Here is a 16,736-nt window from a genome sequence, read left to right as displayed (position 1 = left end):
TTATTCTTTGTTAATTTCACACAATGGAAACTTAATAATATCACCACTTGTATTTTTAAAACACTCTCTAACTAACTTTGCATAATCTTGATTATTTGTATTTTTAATATATTTAACTACTTCAAATAATTCATAAGTATTTACAAGGACGATTCCAGTTCTTTTTGCTGAATCAATAGCTTTTTGAGTAAAAAAATCTTTTCTCTCATTTGGATGTATAAGTCTAAATGGATTACCAAACAATACACCTTTTGCATGTACTGTAACTTCATCTCTTTCAAAATCTTCATGAATATTTGATTCCAACTGTCTAAACTTAGTTACATTTATTGCTGAGTTGTCTTTTCCCTCAGCTTCACCGATAAATCTTCCTTCATCTGATTCAAATACAATATCAAATTCAGATTTTCCATCATCATAATTCTCTGCTTTGAAACCTATGGTTTGTAATGCATCTATGATTGCATATTCTAAAGGTTTCCCATTTTCATACAACAGTTTTTTTGACAAAGAGTGTTTAGAAAGTTCGGTTTGTTTTTGCTCAATTTGAGATTTGATTTCTTCTATTTGCTGATTTAATGTATTAATCTCATCAAAATATTTCTGCTCTATATCAAGTTGAAACTCTTTTCCCTCAAGCCATTGTGGAGCTGGAGTGCTCTCTATAGATGTTTTTAATGCTTTGTCAATCGCTATAATTTGACCTAAAAGTGATTTTCCAAATTGTATAGCCTCTTTAGACCATCTAGTTATTTCTATAAAATTATCTGGTAGTTTTAAAGGTGGTAATAATAAAATAGTTCCGCCTTTATCATTTTGTAGCATCCCTCCAACTACTTTATCTCCACTTTTTGTAAGAATCAATGGTTTTGTTTTTTCATGTTCAAAATAAAGCTGATACTCAGTGAAATCTTTTACTAATTCCCAATAAGGTTTTAGAAAACTAGCATTTTGAGTAAATTTAATATTTTTTCCATTTGCTACTTTCTTATTGGTGAAATCTATTGGTAGCATTTTATAATTTTCGACAATATCTACAATATTTGTCGTTCTTGTATTTTTACCAGTTCCTGAATATTGCTTTTGCCCAGTACTGTAAAAAACTTGTTCTATAGTTTTCATAAATACAATAATAATTTTACCACTCTCAAAAGCCATTTTCAGTTCTTCTCTCCAGTGCATTATTGCTTCCATGCATTGAGTTGAGCTTGACTCAGACAAACTTGGTTTGCCTTGAAATGTAGGATTAATATAATCTGCTTGATATACTAGATTCGGCTCAAACAAAATAATATCTGCATCTAGTAGTGAAGCATTAGAATGAAAGCTTTGATACTGAAAAATATCTTTTGTAGGTAATTGAAATCCGACTGTAAAAATTGTTTTTGATGCCATACTTTATCCTAACACTTTGATTTTATAAATTCAAAAAATGGTTTTAATATTAAAAAATCTTCTTCGTTTAGATTGGGTACTATTTCATCAGCAAATTTTACTTTATCACCAGTAAACTCAAGCAAAGTTCCTCCGCATGAAACAGGCTTTTCAGTAAACCAACTTCCTAACAATTCATCTTTATAAAATAACAATTCAATTGATAAATGACTTTCAGAACCTTTCCCCCAATGATTGTTGTTTGGGTCTAAAACTTGTTTTTTTATTTTCTCTATAACAGGTACAGGCAGTAGACTTGCATAATGATATGGGTATTTCAACTGTTTAGTCAAGCCATTAAATGGATTTAATTCTACATGTGTGCACTCTTTTGGATTTAATCCATTCCAGTCATCAAAAGCTTCATCAAAATCAAATAAAGCAAACATATTTCTATTTGGAAAATTTTTCTGTATATCATCACGAGAAAAAAGATTTCTTAAAAAAATTCTATCAAATGCCTGTTGTATATCAAATTTTCTTTCTTCACTAGGATAAAGTTTATTCCAAGCTGTTTCTAAAATCATCTCATCAGTAATACCTTCTGTAAATAGCACCGCACCAGTAGTGTTTTTCAGAATATTTTGTATATTTAAACCAGCTTCACCCTCTGTCAAAGAGATAAGCCCAGCTGATAATGATTTAATAACATCTGATTTGTTAGCTTTTGTAGAAATGATTTTGCTACCATCAAATTCAAACAAAGAGATAATACTTTCTTTTGTTTTTGTAATTGTGGATGCACTGTGGCTACTCATCAAAATATGGTTTTTGCTATTTTGATTATCTGCTATATCAAAAACTTGCTCCAAAAATCTGAACTGCCACTCAGGATGTAAAAATGCATCTGGCTCATCAAGCAGAGTAAGACAATTTAGCTCTTTGAAAATCTCTGTAACTGCATAAATATAGATTGATTGAAATTGTCCATCACTAAACTCTTCAATTCCTATGTGTGTTTTATCTTCAAGCTCTAATTCGATTGAGATACCTTTAAGCATATCAAGAGTTTTTAGATTGTCAAACATTCTAAATTTTTCTATCATACTTAATAATTCAAACTCTTTTTGAAAAAGTTCTATATTAATTGACAAATTGTATTCATCTTTTTCTCTATCATAAATATCCCCATGAGTAAATGAGCCTTTGATGCACTTTTCTAGTCGTTTCAATAAATCAAAAGTAATACCATCAGCACCCCAATAGTGTGACTTTTCTTCAAAATTATCAATATTCTCAAATCCAAGAGCTTTAAGCCTGCTATCTGCAAAAATTGGTTTTTTGAGTATGAGATTAAAACTAGGACTTATAGCTTTAATTTCCATCTTTGTTTTTAGATGATTTGAGGCTTTGTTACTACTATCTTGTATCAAAAGTAGAGTCAATAATATATTTTTATACTCTGAGCCAACTCCTATAAAAAATCTACTATCTTCAAGATTTGCACCTTTGATTTTTTTACTAAAAGATGCTTCATATTGTTTGATGAGATTAGACACCTTCTTGTTATGTCCAGAATAATAAACTATCACATTATCAGGAAATAGAGTTTTACCCAAACTTTTTTGCTCTTTATCATTGATAAATCTTTTTTCCTCTTTCCATTCTATTTTGATGTCTTTTCCGTCAATCTCATAAACTATTTCATAATCAAAACCAGTACCTTCATCATCTTGCAAATGATGAAAAATCTTTATTAAAGCCTCAAAGAAATTAGATTTTCCAGAGCCATTTTTACCTACAAACACATCGATAAAACTGCTTCCATCAAAGGTTATTTCAAACTCTTTTAGATTCTTGTACTCTTTGATAAAGACATATTTTAATCGCATCTTATTTTCCTAAATTTGACATAATGGCATTTAATAGTTCTGTTTGTTTTGATGAACTATTTTCTATCTGTTTTTCAAGGTCATCACATAAAGCCATAAGCTGATTTATTTTTTCTACAATTCTTTGTTGTTCGTTAAATGGTGGTAAAGGTACTATCGAATTGATAATTTTTACTCTTGAAATATTTGGCTGTGCCGCACCAGCTCCTTGAGAGATAAAATACCCTTTGAGTGAATCTATTAAAAATTTTAAAAATTGGTTATTGATTTTACTAAATGTTTGACATGCACAAATCGCTTGATTTGTTGTAGCTTCAACTTCCAATATCCCAACTTCTCCAATATTTGCCCCATACATAGCCACCAATACAGAACCAACAGGATTAAGACCAAGAGAGCACTCATCTAATGCCTTTTGAGTGATTGTTTCTTCAGTATTTTTGATAAGTCCTTGTTTTACTTCTCCAGATTTTACCCATGGAATATCTCCACCATAATAAGCACTATTTGTACGGCTTGGAGTAGAGCCAGATTTCCAAATACCAAAGTCATTGAGATAAACCCATTGCCACCCATTTGGCAAGTCGTAAGGAATTGACTCTAATTTTATAGGTTCTAGAGATTTTACCTTATTAGCTTTTTTCTCTTTTTCAATCTCTTTTAACAGCTCACTTGCAGGTTGGTCATTTGGATCTTGAGGTACAAGTTTGCCTTGCATAACAAGTTGTAAGATGGCACTTCTTAGTTCTAATACATTTTTTTTAACTGTGTAGAGGTCATTGAAATGATTTGAGATAAAGCGCCAACCATTTTGGCTATTGCTATCATCTTTGCTATCAAGGAGTTGATTTATCGCTGATTTGTGAACAGTGAGCTTTTTGGCTTCTTTTTGCTCTTTTAGTTTTTCCAACTCATCACATAAAGCCATAAGCTGATTGATTTTTTCTACGATTCTTTTTTGCTCATTTACTGGAGGAAGGGGGATTTTCAGTTCTCTCATTGATTTCAATGAAACATTTTTTATTGTTGAACCAGTTGCTTGAGTATTAGCATATTCTAAAAAATATTTTGAATTAATCAAGGCTTTTATGTAGGTTTTTTCTATACTAGAAAATAAATTAAAATAACATGCACTCTTACCTAAGACAACATTTTCATTATTAAAAAATGCTACATTACCTAAAGTCCCATTGATTGATACTAATACTGTTCTATCATCTAAATTTTTTTTATATTTTTCATATTCAGTTGTTGAAACACGTTTTGTATTTTCTTTTATTTGTATTCTGCCATCATTGAGGTTATTTCCATTAATAAAAAAATAATCTCCATAGTCATCATATTGTGGAGTTCCATGCAAACCATCGCCCAATAATGATACTAATTCATTGAGATATATCCATTCCCAAGTACTAGGAACTTCAAAAGGTATTTCATTTGGTTGAACTGCTCCTAATGGCTTTGATTTTTTGATTTTTCCATCTTTAACTAACTTTTCTTTCTCTTTTTCAATCTCTTTTAATAACTCACTAGCAGGTTGGTCATTTGTGTCTTGTGGTACAAGTTTACCTTGCATAGCAAGAGTGAGTATTAGTTCTCTTAACTTTTTGATACCATCTGGTGCATCAAATGCTGTATCGAAGTATTTTTCTAAAACTTGCATTAGTTAGTTCCAAGTGCTTTTAAAAGCTCTGATTTTAGCTCTTGTTGTACATGTAAAAGCTTTTTGTTTATCTCTTCATATTCACTTATCAGTTTCACTGGGTCTTGGTGGATTATCTCTTCAAAGTGAGGATTTTTACAGTCAAAGTTATAGTTTCTCTCTTCAAGTTCTTTTACACTTACTTTCCAAGCATTTTTTGTAACTTTTCTCCCCTTTCGGCTACTTCCACCCCACCACTCTTTTTCTAGGTCAAACTCTTCTATTGTTAGTGGATTTGATCTTGAGTATGATTTGTACCCATCTGGATATGGATGTTCAAAAAACCACACCTCTTTTGTCGGTCCACCTTTTTCAAAAAACAAGATATTTGTATTGATGCTTGTATATGGGCTAAATACACCTTTGGGGAGTCTTACTATCGTGTGAAGATTAAACTCTTCAAGCAGCTCTCTTTTTAGAGTAGTTTTTACCCCTTCGCCAAATAAAAATCCATCAGGCAGTACCACTGCCGCTCGTCCACCATCGTGTTTGAGTAAGTGCATAATAAGAGCCATAAAGAGGTCTGCCGTCTCTCTGGTTTGGTGTTTTTTTAGGAAGTTTGACTCTATACCGTTTTCTTCCATACCACCAAATGGGGGATTTGTGATGATGATATCTACTCTGTCTTTTGGTCCATAGTCTTTATACGGTCTATCGCCTAGAGTGTTTGTGTGTCTTATGTTTGTAGGTACATCTATACCGTGAAGCATCATATTTGTCATAGCAAGCATATGAGGAAGTGGTTTTTTCTCTATCCCATGAATAGAGTTTGACAATATTTTTGTATCATCTGGTGTTTTCACTTGTTTTTTGAGATGATCTATCGCACATGTCAAAAATCCACCTGTACCACATGCTGGATCCATTACCGACTCACCAAGTTGTGGGTCTATCATATCTACGATAAACTGTGTTACGGCTCTTGGTGTGTAGTATTCTCCAGCGTTTCCTGCTGATTGAAGGTCTGCTAAAATCTTTTCGTAAATATCATTAAAGAGGTGTCTATCTGTTGATGAGTTAAAATCCACATCCTCTTCGATAGTGTTTATAACTTGTCTTAGAAGTGTTCCTGATTTCATATAGTTGTAAGCATCTTCAAATACTGTACCTATAACTCTTCCGTACTCTGATACTCCAGCGGTGTTTGCTAGTTTTTTAAGAGATGGGAAAAGGTCGTTGTTTACAAAGTCGATAAGCTCATCGCCTGTGATACCCTCTGGATTTTTTGCCCAGTTTGACCAACGGAAGCGATTTTGAAGAGGTGATTTGTAGTTTGGTACTGTTAGCTCCCACTCTTGCTCTTTGTCATCAAATATTTTAAGAAAAAGTAGCCATACTATCTGGCTGATTCTTTGAGCATCTCCATCGACACCCACATCCTTTCTCATAATATCTTGTATGATTTTTATCAAAGTTCCAATAGCCATTTAATATCCTAATAATTTAATTTTATGCACAATAAAGTGCTTGTTCTAAGTCTTGTATTGCTTGATTGTACTGCTCTAATCCGCCAAAAGCTTTGATGATTTCTATAGGAGTTCCTATGTTTGTAAAAGGTGAAACAGTTAAAATCTGAGTCTGTTCGATTTGTACGATTCCCTCATCGGCATATTTATCAAGAAGTGCTTCAAGAACTATTCTTGCTTTCTCTCCGTACTTTGTAAAGTAGTTTTGTTTTTTTACTTGCTCAGCTCGCTCTTTTCTTGTAAGTGGAGGCATATCCCAAGCCACATGACAAAGTAAATCAAAAGGGTCACAATCTTTGCCAACTTCATCAGCAAGTGCTTCGAAAAATATTCCTTGATTTGATAGCTCTTCAATGATGGCTTGTTTTTTCTCTGATGAAGTCCATTTTGTCAAAAAATCATCCAAAGATGCAAACTCTTTTGAAAGTGTTTTTTTGGTGTAGTCTTTTAGTGATTCGGTTATAAGTTTTCCATTTGCATCAAAGTATTGTACTCTCTCTGCTGCAACTTTTACTTCAACATTTGAAACTACATACTTTCGTATCTTTGAGCCTTCTTCGTTATTATCAATATCATCAAATGTAAAATCATCAGGAGTTTGACCATACGGTTCGTTTGGCTCATTTACAGTATCACTAAACTCTTCTGGCGGTACTGGTGAATCATCAGGATTTTTAGGGGTATAAATCTGTACTGGTTCACCATCAAAATCTGGGTCTGCAAACAACTCTGTCGCTTTTTTGAAATCTATGATAGTGAAATAGTATTTGTTAAAATCCTCATTTATCCTAGTTCCACGACCTATGATTTGTTTAAATTCTGTCATAGATTGGATTCTCTGGTCAAGCACTATAAGCTTACAAGTTTGAGCATCAACTCCTGTTGTCATCAGCTTTGATGTAACAGCAATTACCGGGTATTTACTCTCTGGAAAAATAAAATTATCAAGCTCTGCTTTTCCTTCTTCATTATCTCCTGTGATTCTCATGACATATTTGTGGTTTTGAGCTACAAGGTCACTGTTTTCATTTACAAGTGCTTGTCTCATTCGCTCTGCATGGTCAATATTGTCACAAAAGATGATTGTTTTGTCAAAACGATTTGTCTGTCTTAAAAAATCACTGACTTTTTTGGCTACAAGTTCTGTTCTTTTTTCTAAAACTAAAGTTTTATCAAAATCTTTTTGGTTGTAGATTCTATCTTCTATCTCATTTCCGTATTTATCAACCATACCTTTGTCTGGTCGCCAACCTGCGATATCTTTGTCTATATCAATTCTGACTACTTTATAAGGGGCTAAAAATCCATCTTCAATCCCTTGCTTGAGCGAATAAGTGTAGATTGGGTCACCAAAATAGTCTATATTTGAAACCTCTTTTGTCTCTTTTGGAGTAGCTGTAAGACCTATTTGTGTCGCTGATGAAAAGTAACTCAAAATTTCATGCCAAGCTGAGTCTTCTGCGGCACTTCCTCTATGGCACTCATCTACCACGATAAGATCAAAAAAGTCAGGGCTGAATTGTTTATAAATATTCTTTTCTTCTTCGTTGCCTGTTACTGCTTGATAAAGAGAAAGATAGACTTCATAAGATTTATTTGCTTGTCTTTTTTGGATTTTTGTCATCGCTGAGCCAAATGGCTTAAAGTCATTAGTCATAGTTTGATCAACTAAAATATTTCTATCTGCTAAAAATAAAATCCTCTTTTTGGCTCTTGACTTCCATAATCTCCAAATAATCTGAAAAGCTGTGAAAGTTTTTCCTGTACCTGTTGCCATTACTAAAAGAATTCTATTTTGACCTTTTGCTATAGCTTCTATCGTTTTATTGATAGCTAAAAGTTGATAATATCTTGGTGTTTTTTTACTTCCGTCACTATAGTAATCTTGAGTGATTAAAGTGTTTTGCTCTTCGTTTAATCCCTGATTGTTTGTCCACATATTCCATAGTGTTTGGGGAGATGGAAACTCATCTAAACTTATCTCTTTTTCTAAAATACCATCTTGTGCTATTTTGTTGTGAAAAATAAATCCATCACCATTTGAGCTAAATATGAAAGGAACTTGAAGAAGTTCCGCATAACCAAGACCTTGTTGCATACCATCGCTCATAGTGTGTGTATTGTCTTTTGCTTCGATAATTGCTATTGGAATATTCGGTTTGTAAAAAAGTACATAATCCGCTCTTTTATGTTGTGCTCTTGTGTGTACTTTTCCACGAACTATGATTCGACCTTTTGTGAGAGGAAATTCTTCATATATTTGAGTATGAATATCCCATCCTGCACTTTCTAATGCTGGAGTGATAAATTTGGTACAAATATCTCGTTCTGTTAAATTTTTCTTTGACATACCGCAAACCTAAAATTATTATTGTTTTTTATATTATCATATCTTGCATAAAGGTGTTATTTTTTGCTCTATAAAGATGATTGATAATCTTTAATAATAATTTTAAAATAATTCTTTACACGATATTGACTAATACGATTAAATATCACTTCCCATAACTCTTCCATGTTGACCTGAAATCCTACTTTTTTACCATCAATGATATTATTTTCTATTATGTTATAAGTTGATGATATTTCTTCAAATAATTCAAACCTATTAACATTTTCAGAATATACTTTATTTTGATTTTTTGTTATTAAAAATTCATAGATATACTCAAAAGAGCATAGATTTTCTTCAATCTTATTTTTATGAATGTAATCTACAAAATCATTAAATATCTTTAAAATTTCATTAAAAGAAAAAACATTTTCAAATAATTCTTGATTTTTATTATTGTATCGTCCCATGGTTGCTGATTCAAATTTATGTCTTAAAGAACTTTGTAATTCTATGTCTTTTATATTATCTATCAATTTTGCCAAATAATCTTTTCTTCTAAATAACTCAAATAGCTTTTGATTATTAAGCTTATGACTTTTTTTAAATTCATTATCATACAAATATTCTAAATTTAAATCTTTTTCAATCCTTTGAATACATTTAATTTCTTCATTAAAATCGTTTTTATGGTTGGTTGTAATAAACTCTCTTGTTTGAAGTTCATTAGATTCTATACTTCTTTTTAACTCTTCACTAATTGTTTGATTTGCTTCTGATTGCTGTTTTATACTTTCCCAAGTTTGTTTGATACTAACTCTTTGAAAATATAAACTTACAATTATTGTCAACAATATAAAGCCATTTATATGCCCAGAAAAAAAATCACCAACTTGCCCATATTCTCCAAGACTTGATATATTAATAAAATCTTGATAATGATTAAATCCTATAAATATAAAGCTTGAGATAACGACTAAACCCATTGTTGTAGGAATGATGATTAAGATACTTAATAATAATGATGCTAGTTTATTTTTCATTTCATAAGCCCTCTTATTTTATATATGATTTGTTTTCGTACATCAAAATTATAATAACTCTCTTTACTGATCCGTTTACTTGTGTCATATTGATTACTTAAGACGAACTTGAAAATACCGATAATACCTAAATCCTGTTCTTGAAAAACATCCCTTAATAAGTTTGACAATAATGTTGCATCTTTTTCTATTTCAATTTGGTCATTATGAATTTGAAGTTTAATGACATCTTGTTCATCAAAATAAAATCTTAGTTGCATATTGTTCTGATTTATTTGCTCTAATGTAGTATCTAAATAATAAAATCTTTCAAAAAATGTAATTAGAAACTCAATATCAAAATTCTCAAAAGATAAAATGCTATCCGTTAAGTTCTTATCTTCATGATAAAAAAATAGACCTAAAATTTTTTTCTCTAAATTAATATTAGAAGACTCTTTAACCTCTAATTTAAATTTATATCCATTTATTTTTATGCTATCAAAAAATTTTTGATACATATTAACAGTTTCTTTATCTAAAGAAACTGTTTTTAATCTTTGCAAAGCAAGTGCTTTCCCACTAAATAGATACGAATCCAAATTAATGTAATGTAATAGTCCATAAAATGGATTTTTAGATACTTGATCAGCTTTTATAATTTTTAAATTGTTATTGTTGTTACTATAATTATATATAGTTAAGCACATTTTATTTCTTGCATTATTTAAATGAATATACGGTGAGTATTTAGCACCAATAATTTTCTTCAAAGGTTTTATCATTTCCCTGAAGTATTTATATTCTTTAAGATATGGTAATAAAATTTCAATTTGTTCATTTTCTTCAAAACTACTTTCTTCTAACTCTTGCTTTTTTAAGATTTCACTTAATGAAAATGTTGTGTAAAATGAATATTCTTCAGTTGTGTGAAAAAAAATATCTTCTAAATTTGAAACTTCATTATTCATGTCAATTTTAAAAAAATCAATCAACAATTTAGTATGATTGTCTATATTCCAGTTATCTTTGAAAGAAATTTTTTTTATATTATCTTCTTCCAATAATTTTCTAACTTCACCAAAATCTCTAAGATTATCACTTACATATTTATCAAAATTTTTCACAATCATCATCTATTTAGAACCCTTGTCTTTTGAGTTCTTTAGCAAATTCACTAAGCCCTTGCTCAATCTTTTGCATCGCTGTTTGGTTACTTACTGGCACTAACTGAACCATACCGTTTATAAAATTGGTTTTAAAGATTTGCTCTGTCTCTTTGTGAATAACCATATCATCATAATCTTTGTAAAAGTCATAGTTTTTTGTAAACTCTTCTGACATTACATTAAATACTTTTTGCTCCATTGTTACTTCTCCTTGTTTAGTTTATTTTTTACATATTCACTTAAACTTTTGATAGTTCCATAGCCTAAGTGTTTTTTTGAAATATTTGTAAGGCTTACACCAAGTCCATGAAGCTCTTTGATTTTTTCTTTATCTTTATCGTAGATGCTTCCTTGGATGGTTCCTACTGGCTTTCCGAGTTTAATACCTTTTGCTTTTCTGGCTTGAAGTGCTTCTTTTGTTCTTTTGCTGATTAGGTCTCTTTCTAGCTGTGCAAAAGCAGAGAATATATTTATCTGAAAATCTGTAAATGGGTTTTGTTCGTTTGGTTTTATAAAAAGCTGTTCTTTGAGGATATGAAGATTTACACCAAGTGCTATGAGTTGATTTACAATAGTAACTACATTTACAACGCTTCTTCCTATACGACTAAGTTCAGATACTATAAGATGATCTCCAGCTTGTAAACTCTCAAAAAGCTCATCTATCTTTCTATCTTCATCTTTTTTACGGCTACTCATCTTCACTTCGATAAATTTAACTTTACCAAGTGCGTTTTTGTTTACATAGTTTAAAATTGCGTGTTGTTGATTTTGTAAATCTTGTTGGTCTGTACTAACTCGAATATATCCTATAGTTTTTGCCATTTTTACCTCATTTACTTCTTAAGGTAATTATAGCATAAATAGTTTTATATTTTTACGATTAATATATACTTTTATTAGTAAAAATAAAATAGTATCTAATGAACATTAAGAAGTAAAAAACAAGCCACTATTATAGAATGATTTGAAGTGGCGAGGCTGCAAAATAATTTACAACCTCAAAAGATTGATAAAATGCTTGCCAATTCTTAGTCTTCATCAATATATGAATCATTATTTGGATTGTGTGTATCTGCCCAATCGTCCATATCTGCATCATTGTTTGGATTGTTGATATCTGACCAAAGATCCAACTCCTCTTGGCTCATACTTGAAGTATCCATCTTATTTTCCACCTTGTGAAGAATTTTTTGCAGCTGTACTTTGTGCTCTTGCCCCGAAACTTCCTTTAGGAGTACTCCCACCATTTGCTTTTGCCGTAGCTGCTTGTATTCTTGCAGCCGCTGATGTTGTCATTTGTGTTTGTTTAGCCATAATAGGCTCCTTATAAAAAATTTTCCAACTTCCTGTTGAATGAGAAAATTTTATATTAAAGATTTATAGAAAAATTTCCCTATTGTTGACAACTTTTAAAATAATTTCCAATGCACTCTATACATTCAACTAAATCAGATCTATTTTCAAGAAGAGTTATATATTTAGCCAAATCATGCTCAATCTTATAAAGGGAAAGTACTCCTCCAAAACTTCTATCTAAAAATTTTAGTTGCACTTTGAATAGCTTTTTATCTTCTGTTTTTATTGAAACAATAAACTTTATAAAGCTGTACGCATTATTTGTATAATTATTAAAAGGCATATTATCTGGTGAAGAGCTTATATTTTTTAAGAGTCGTATATACTCATCTTTGTTCTTACACTGATTGAACTCATTTATCAACGATTTTCTATCTGGCATCAATTCACCAATAGTAATTTGTTCATCATTGTATTTTGAAAATTCATCTATTTTTGGTTTTAGAAGTTGATATTTTTTTTCGGGATCATCAACTTCAAAAATATCAGAAAAATCTATTAGATACATTGCTTGGAGTTTAAAAATTTCATCTTCTTGATTTTTAAGATAGCACTCTTTTATTTGTGTTCTAAAGTTCTTAAGTTGTTCTGTAAAGTCGGTTTTAATATCTGCGTCTAGGTTAAACTCTTTTTGAATGTGGAGTAATCCTCGAACTATCAACAGTTGTAAAAAGACTCCTGCTTTTTGCTCTTTAGTTTCGTTTTTTGTTGCACTATTAGCAATAACAAACATATTGATTAAAGATGTAAGTGTTTTCCCTTTATTCCATAATGACAATTCTTTTTGAAAAGTATTAGGATGAATTTCATCAAGGATAATATTGTCTGGAGTTTTTTCTTGAAATGATGCATGAATATATGAAAATTGAACAGATAAATCTTTAAAAGATTTTACTTTTTCTACCTCTTTGCATTTGTCAAGAAATGGCTTTATAGAATTTGTCTGCAATGCTTGATCAAAGAGTTTTGTATCAATTTCTTGAAAAGCCATATTTTCAATTATCAAAGCTATTTGAAATGAGAATAAATTTACGAGCCTTATTCCTTGCAAATTATTAGATGTGAAGATCTTGTAATTCAGCGTGATGTTTTGAAGTTGATTTATATAAAATAGGTTCTGTTCAGTATTTCCCAAAAGATAATCAAGAAATACTATGTCAAAATTTGTAACTTCAAGAGATAAATACTCAAAATAGGCTTTATTACTCAATGCATCCGAGCTATTTATAAACCTGTGATATTCCTTATGACCTGCTTGCTTATCTTTTTTTATTTTAAATACATCTAGTGGCTTATAAACTCTTTGATTAACACCAAAGACTCGCCAAAAAATTGAATTAAAATCTTTTTCTTTTAAAATTTCTGTCATTTATTTTTATAAAAAGGTCTGGATTTTGAATAGCCGTTTTCGTATCTAAATTTTCCTATGGCCACTACAATGGTGAAAAGTACTAAGGGAAGGAGTGCAAGTTCTAAAGCCGACATAAATACCTCCTAAAAAAATTCTCTCAAAGAGTCTCTAAATGGTTTGTGGTATGTTGCAAAAAGTGCTGCAACGATCATAATCAATATTGTCAAAGCACTACTATTTTCTCCTTTATACAAAGCAAAAGCAAACAGTGCAAAGAGTAAAGCTAAAAATGGCATACAAATTTCCTAAACGAAGTAATTTAATACTCAAAATATGAATTAGTAAATATTATAACACTATTCCTTAACATAATAAACAGTATCGCCAATAGCCAATGTAAATTTCCAACCGTTTTTAATAGCTTCTTCTTTTAACCAAGTTTTTGGCTGATCAAAATTATTACCCCTGCAAGCTCCTAAATAATTTGGAAATCTATTTGACTCAAGACATCTCATTACTTTTTGGGTTTTTTTCACCTTTTTAAAAGTCACATAAAAAGAATGATTATTAACTGCTATCAAACCATCTTGTAAAATGTCTTTAACTTCAAAGATCTTATTTGCTGGCTTGCATTTTACATATTCAAAATTCATAGTTGATGTTTCACACTCGATGGTATCGCCTAACTCGTAAGCTGACAACTGATCGATTCCAAAAAAACATATCAACAATAGCGAAAATAGTTTACTTTTTGACACTACCATTTTCCACTCATCGAACAGGACATACCAGAATAATACATACGAGCATTTAACATTTCAGCAGCATTGCCTCTTTTATCTGGCTTGAACCAAGCAAATACAAACGGTACCCAGACAACTATATGTGCAAAAGTATTGTCACTTATGCTTTTTATGAACTCTACCATTGCATTGTAATCTTCGATGATCCAATAGCTTGCCAAAATAACCAGTGATATTACCAATAAAGTCAAATAGCTTACAATCAGTCTTTCTATTACATTTGCAACATACTCTGCCATTTTTCGCTCCTGAGATACAAATTCATATAATAAATATTAACTCAAAAATGCTTATTAAACACTTATAAGTGTTTGTTTGATTTTGGCCATATAGCTATCATCTTTGAAAACTTATAGGTGTTTATTATTGGAAGAAAATATAGATAAATTTTTAGATGAAATTGTTCTAAAAGTAAAAGAGGAAAGAGTAAAAAGAAATATAAGCCAATTGGCACTTGCTGAAATTTTAGGACACAAATCTCCCAACTATGTAGCAAAGATTGAAACCAGAAAACATGATGTAAGCTATAACCTTTCCCACCTGTATAAAATTGCTTACGAATTTGGCATCGAAGTAACTGATCTTATCCCTCACATACAAGACCCAAAAAAATAATTTAGTCCGACACTATTCACTGTCGTTCATATATAGGCTGATTATGTCCCCTGAAAGGGACAAATTATTTGTATTTATATATTACTATATTTTGTCCCCTGCTAGAAAAAAAGCTTACAGAAGCACCTCTCTATAATCCTTATATTAAGGAGTAGCTGAATATGTGTTGGAAAAAATCGTTACTCAAGTGTTTCTTAAAATCAAATTGCCTCAACTAAAATAATTTCTTCACTTTGAAGCCCTTTTAGCTCGTTTGTAAAACCACTTTTACTAAAAAGAACATATTGTTTTACAGGAAGATTAGTAACAATTTTTTTTGCTTTTTCTTGTAGATCTTGCAGTATATCTATACCCACTTTTTTATTAGAGTATTTACATTCCGCAACTATTAAAAAGTCTTCACTAATTCCAACAGCATCTATCTCTTCATTTTTATCCCACCATCTACCGCATTTAAGTAGTTCATAGTTTTTAAGCAAATATGAAATTGCCAAATTTTCATATACTGGTGATACAAAACCGTTAAAATTCTCTTTGATTTTTTTAAGTACAAAATTTGTATTTCCCATCTCCAGCTGACTCTTATAAGGCAACACATATGTAAACCAAAATCTAAAGAAATTATCTTTAATAAAATAAAGTCCTTTTTTACTCTTTAGAGGATTGCTTTCTGTAACAGGCACATCTTTATAGATAATATCAAGCTCTATTAGTTTTGAGATAAATGAAGTTATATTTTGCACATTTTTACCAAGTTTTGAAGCAATATTTCCAATTTTGTGTTCACCGTTTGCAATGATCTCTAGAATAGAAAAATATGTAATGGGTTCATTCACTTCATTTTGAAGTATAAATTGAGGTTCATTGTACAAATAGCCACTAGGATTTAAAATATTTTTTTCTATATTTTTAAAAATGTCGCCGCTATCAGTGAACACCTCTAAATATTTTGGTACACCGTAAAGTATGCTATATAATTCTATAAGTTCTTCATTTGATTTGCTTGAGAAAAACTCTTTTAGATAATTAAACTCTATTGCTTCTAACTTTATAGCACTTGTTCTTCTTCCATAAAGTGGAGAATTATATGAAAGCGTTTGCTCATACATCATTGATATGATTGAACCACAAAGGGTTAGGTGAATATTTTTATTTTTAAGTAGCTCATCAACAATGTACTGAAACTGCGAAGGAATAGAGTTATCTAATTTTGTCAAATACTGGAACTCATCAATGATGATAATGAGTTTTTCTTCATATTCTTTTTGTGAAAGATACTCAAAAAGTTGTTTAATATCTTTTATTTCTAAACTTTTTAAAAAACTATCTCCAAAAAAATCAGCTACTATATTTTGCAATCTTTTTAAAACGATATTGAAGTTTTCTAATGTTACTAAAAAATAGATAGATGGCTTATCTTTGATAAATTCTTTTAAAAGTGTTGTTTTGCCTACTCTTCTTCTACCATATAAAACAGAAAAAGAGAATTTCTCACTAGCATACTCATCATTTAGAAGCTGTAATTCTTTATGTCTATTTGCAAACATTTTTATTCCTTAGTATTTAATCGTTTTTCAATTATAATAATATCAAAACGAACTTTTAAAATTTATTAAAAGAAAATAAGAACAATATAAAAACTGACAAATAT

General features: G+C 30.5%; 17 protein-coding genes. 1 reads left to right on the top strand and 16 read right to left on the bottom strand.

Annotated elements, in window-relative coordinates; translation table 11 throughout:
• The 15 genes from OQK60_RS06710 to OQK60_RS06640 form a co-directional block, all read right to left on the bottom strand.
• The gene (locus tag OQK60_RS06710; protein ID WP_297685367.1) at positions 1 to 1,395 is read right to left on the bottom strand and encodes a hypothetical protein; all 1,395 of its coding nucleotides are present in this window, start codon (positions 1,393 to 1,395) and stop codon (positions 1 to 3) included.
• A gap of 8 nt (positions 1,396 to 1,403) precedes the next feature.
• Positions 1,404 to 3,266 (bottom strand): AAA family ATPase, encoded by a 1,863-nt coding sequence (locus OQK60_RS06705; RefSeq protein WP_297685365.1) that lies wholly within the window; start codon positions 3,264 to 3,266, stop codon positions 1,404 to 1,406.
• Between the two features lies 1 nt (position 3,267).
• On the bottom strand, positions 3,268 to 4,929 hold the full coding sequence (locus tag OQK60_RS06700) for a restriction endonuclease subunit S (RefSeq protein WP_297685363.1): 1,662 nt from the start codon (positions 4,927 to 4,929) through the stop codon (positions 3,268 to 3,270).
• Positions 4,929 to 6,395 carry a class I SAM-dependent DNA methyltransferase gene (locus OQK60_RS06695; protein ID WP_297685361.1) on the bottom strand — a complete coding sequence of 489 codons (1,467 nt, stop codon included), beginning with the start codon at positions 6,393 to 6,395 and terminating at the stop codon, positions 4,929 to 4,931. The genes OQK60_RS06700 and OQK60_RS06695 overlap by 1 nt, the downstream gene beginning before the upstream one ends.
• Before the next feature lie 22 nt (positions 6,396 to 6,417).
• A complete protein-coding gene (gene hsdR / locus OQK60_RS06690; RefSeq protein ID WP_297685359.1) occupies positions 6,418 to 8,784 on the bottom strand; it encodes an EcoAI/FtnUII family type I restriction enzme subunit R in 2,367 nt (788 codons plus the stop codon).
• A gap of 68 nt (positions 8,785 to 8,852) precedes the next feature.
• Entirely contained in the window at positions 8,853 to 9,809 is a 957-nt protein-coding gene (locus OQK60_RS06685) for a hypothetical protein (RefSeq protein WP_297685357.1), read from the bottom strand.
• Entirely contained in the window at positions 9,806 to 10,924 is a 1,119-nt protein-coding gene (locus OQK60_RS06680; protein WP_297685355.1) for a hypothetical protein, read from the bottom strand. Before OQK60_RS06680 ends, OQK60_RS06685 begins: the two co-directional genes overlap by 4 nt.
• 4 nt (positions 10,925 to 10,928) lie before the next feature.
• Positions 10,929 to 11,156 (bottom strand): hypothetical protein, encoded by a 228-nt coding sequence (locus OQK60_RS06675; protein WP_297685353.1) that lies wholly within the window; start codon positions 11,154 to 11,156, stop codon positions 10,929 to 10,931.
• Between the two features lie 2 nt (positions 11,157 to 11,158).
• Positions 11,159 to 11,782 (bottom strand): recombinase family protein, encoded by a 624-nt coding sequence (locus tag OQK60_RS06670; RefSeq protein WP_297685352.1) that lies wholly within the window; start codon positions 11,780 to 11,782, stop codon positions 11,159 to 11,161.
• A 206-nt stretch (positions 11,783 to 11,988) separates the two neighbouring features.
• Positions 11,989 to 12,123, bottom strand: a complete 135-nt coding sequence (locus OQK60_RS06665; protein WP_297685350.1) for a hypothetical protein — start codon at positions 12,121 to 12,123, stop codon at positions 11,989 to 11,991.
• Position 12,124: 1 nt separating this feature from the next.
• Complete coding sequence (locus tag OQK60_RS06660; protein WP_297685348.1) at positions 12,125 to 12,274, bottom strand: hypothetical protein; 150 nt, start codon at positions 12,272 to 12,274, stop codon at positions 12,125 to 12,127.
• A 79-nt stretch (positions 12,275 to 12,353) separates the two neighbouring features.
• On the bottom strand, positions 12,354 to 13,685 hold the full coding sequence (locus OQK60_RS06655) for a hypothetical protein (RefSeq protein WP_297685347.1): 1,332 nt from the start codon (positions 13,683 to 13,685) through the stop codon (positions 12,354 to 12,356).
• Positions 13,686 to 13,810: 125 nt separating this feature from the next.
• Positions 13,811 to 13,963 carry a hypothetical protein gene (locus tag OQK60_RS06650; protein WP_297685346.1) on the bottom strand — a complete coding sequence of 51 codons (153 nt, stop codon included), beginning with the start codon at positions 13,961 to 13,963 and terminating at the stop codon, positions 13,811 to 13,813.
• Between the two features lie 60 nt (positions 13,964 to 14,023).
• Complete coding sequence (locus OQK60_RS06645) at positions 14,024 to 14,425, bottom strand: hypothetical protein (protein WP_297685345.1); 402 nt, start codon at positions 14,423 to 14,425, stop codon at positions 14,024 to 14,026.
• On the bottom strand, positions 14,425 to 14,709 hold the full coding sequence (locus tag OQK60_RS06640) for a hypothetical protein (RefSeq protein ID WP_297685343.1): 285 nt from the start codon (positions 14,707 to 14,709) through the stop codon (positions 14,425 to 14,427). The genes OQK60_RS06645 and OQK60_RS06640 overlap by 1 nt, the downstream gene beginning before the upstream one ends.
• A 127-nt stretch (positions 14,710 to 14,836) precedes the next feature.
• Between OQK60_RS06640 and OQK60_RS06635 the strand changes: the two genes are divergently transcribed.
• On the top strand, positions 14,837 to 15,085 hold the full coding sequence (locus tag OQK60_RS06635; RefSeq protein ID WP_297685342.1) for a helix-turn-helix transcriptional regulator: 249 nt from the start codon (positions 14,837 to 14,839) through the stop codon (positions 15,083 to 15,085).
• 200 nt (positions 15,086 to 15,285) lie between these two features.
• On the opposite strand, the gene OQK60_RS06630 is transcribed toward OQK60_RS06635, so the two are convergent.
• Entirely contained in the window at positions 15,286 to 16,632 is a 1,347-nt protein-coding gene (locus OQK60_RS06630; protein ID WP_297685341.1) for an ATP-binding protein, read from the bottom strand.
• Between the last annotated feature and the right edge of the window lie 104 nt (positions 16,633 to 16,736).

It is taken from the genome of Sulfurimonas sp., assembly GCF_026196735.1.
GTDB lineage: Bacteria > Campylobacterota > Campylobacteria > Campylobacterales > Sulfurimonadaceae > Sulfurimonas.
The sequence above is the reverse complement of the archived record's forward strand: the minus strand, read 5'-3'. Positions and strand labels throughout refer to the sequence as shown.

Coding starts and splice junctions, on each gene's coding strand:
- OQK60_RS06710 (WP_297685367.1), bottom strand. CDS start 1,395: ATGGCATCAAAAACAATTTTTACAGTCGGATTTCAATTACCTACAAAA.
- OQK60_RS06705 (WP_297685365.1), bottom strand. CDS start 3,266: ATGCGATTAAAATATGTCTTTATCAAAGAGTACAAGAATCTAAAAGAG.
- OQK60_RS06700 (WP_297685363.1), bottom strand. CDS start 4,929: ATGCAAGTTTTAGAAAAATACTTCGATACAGCATTTGATGCACCAGAT.
- OQK60_RS06695 (WP_297685361.1), bottom strand. CDS start 6,395: ATGGCTATTGGAACTTTGATAAAAATCATACAAGATATTATGAGAAAG.
- hsdR (WP_297685359.1), bottom strand. CDS start 8,784: ATGTCAAAGAAAAATTTAACAGAACGAGATATTTGTACCAAATTTATC.
- OQK60_RS06685 (WP_297685357.1), bottom strand. CDS start 9,809: ATGAAAAATAAACTAGCATCATTATTATTAAGTATCTTAATCATCATT.
- OQK60_RS06680 (WP_297685355.1), bottom strand. CDS start 10,924: ATGATGATTGTGAAAAATTTTGATAAATATGTAAGTGATAATCTTAGA.
- OQK60_RS06675 (WP_297685353.1), bottom strand. CDS start 11,156: ATGGAGCAAAAAGTATTTAATGTAATGTCAGAAGAGTTTACAAAAAAC.
- OQK60_RS06670 (WP_297685352.1), bottom strand. CDS start 11,782: ATGGCAAAAACTATAGGATATATTCGAGTTAGTACAGACCAACAAGAT.
- OQK60_RS06665 (WP_297685350.1), bottom strand. CDS start 12,123: ATGGATACTTCAAGTATGAGCCAAGAGGAGTTGGATCTTTGGTCAGAT.
- OQK60_RS06660 (WP_297685348.1), bottom strand. CDS start 12,274: ATGGCTAAACAAACACAAATGACAACATCAGCGGCTGCAAGAATACAA.
- OQK60_RS06655 (WP_297685347.1), bottom strand. CDS start 13,685: ATGACAGAAATTTTAAAAGAAAAAGATTTTAATTCAATTTTTTGGCGA.
- OQK60_RS06650 (WP_297685346.1), bottom strand. CDS start 13,963: ATGCCATTTTTAGCTTTACTCTTTGCACTGTTTGCTTTTGCTTTGTAT.
- OQK60_RS06640 (WP_297685343.1), bottom strand. CDS start 14,709: ATGGCAGAGTATGTTGCAAATGTAATAGAAAGACTGATTGTAAGCTAT.
- OQK60_RS06630 (WP_297685341.1), bottom strand. CDS start 16,632: ATGTTTGCAAATAGACATAAAGAATTACAGCTTCTAAATGATGAGTAT.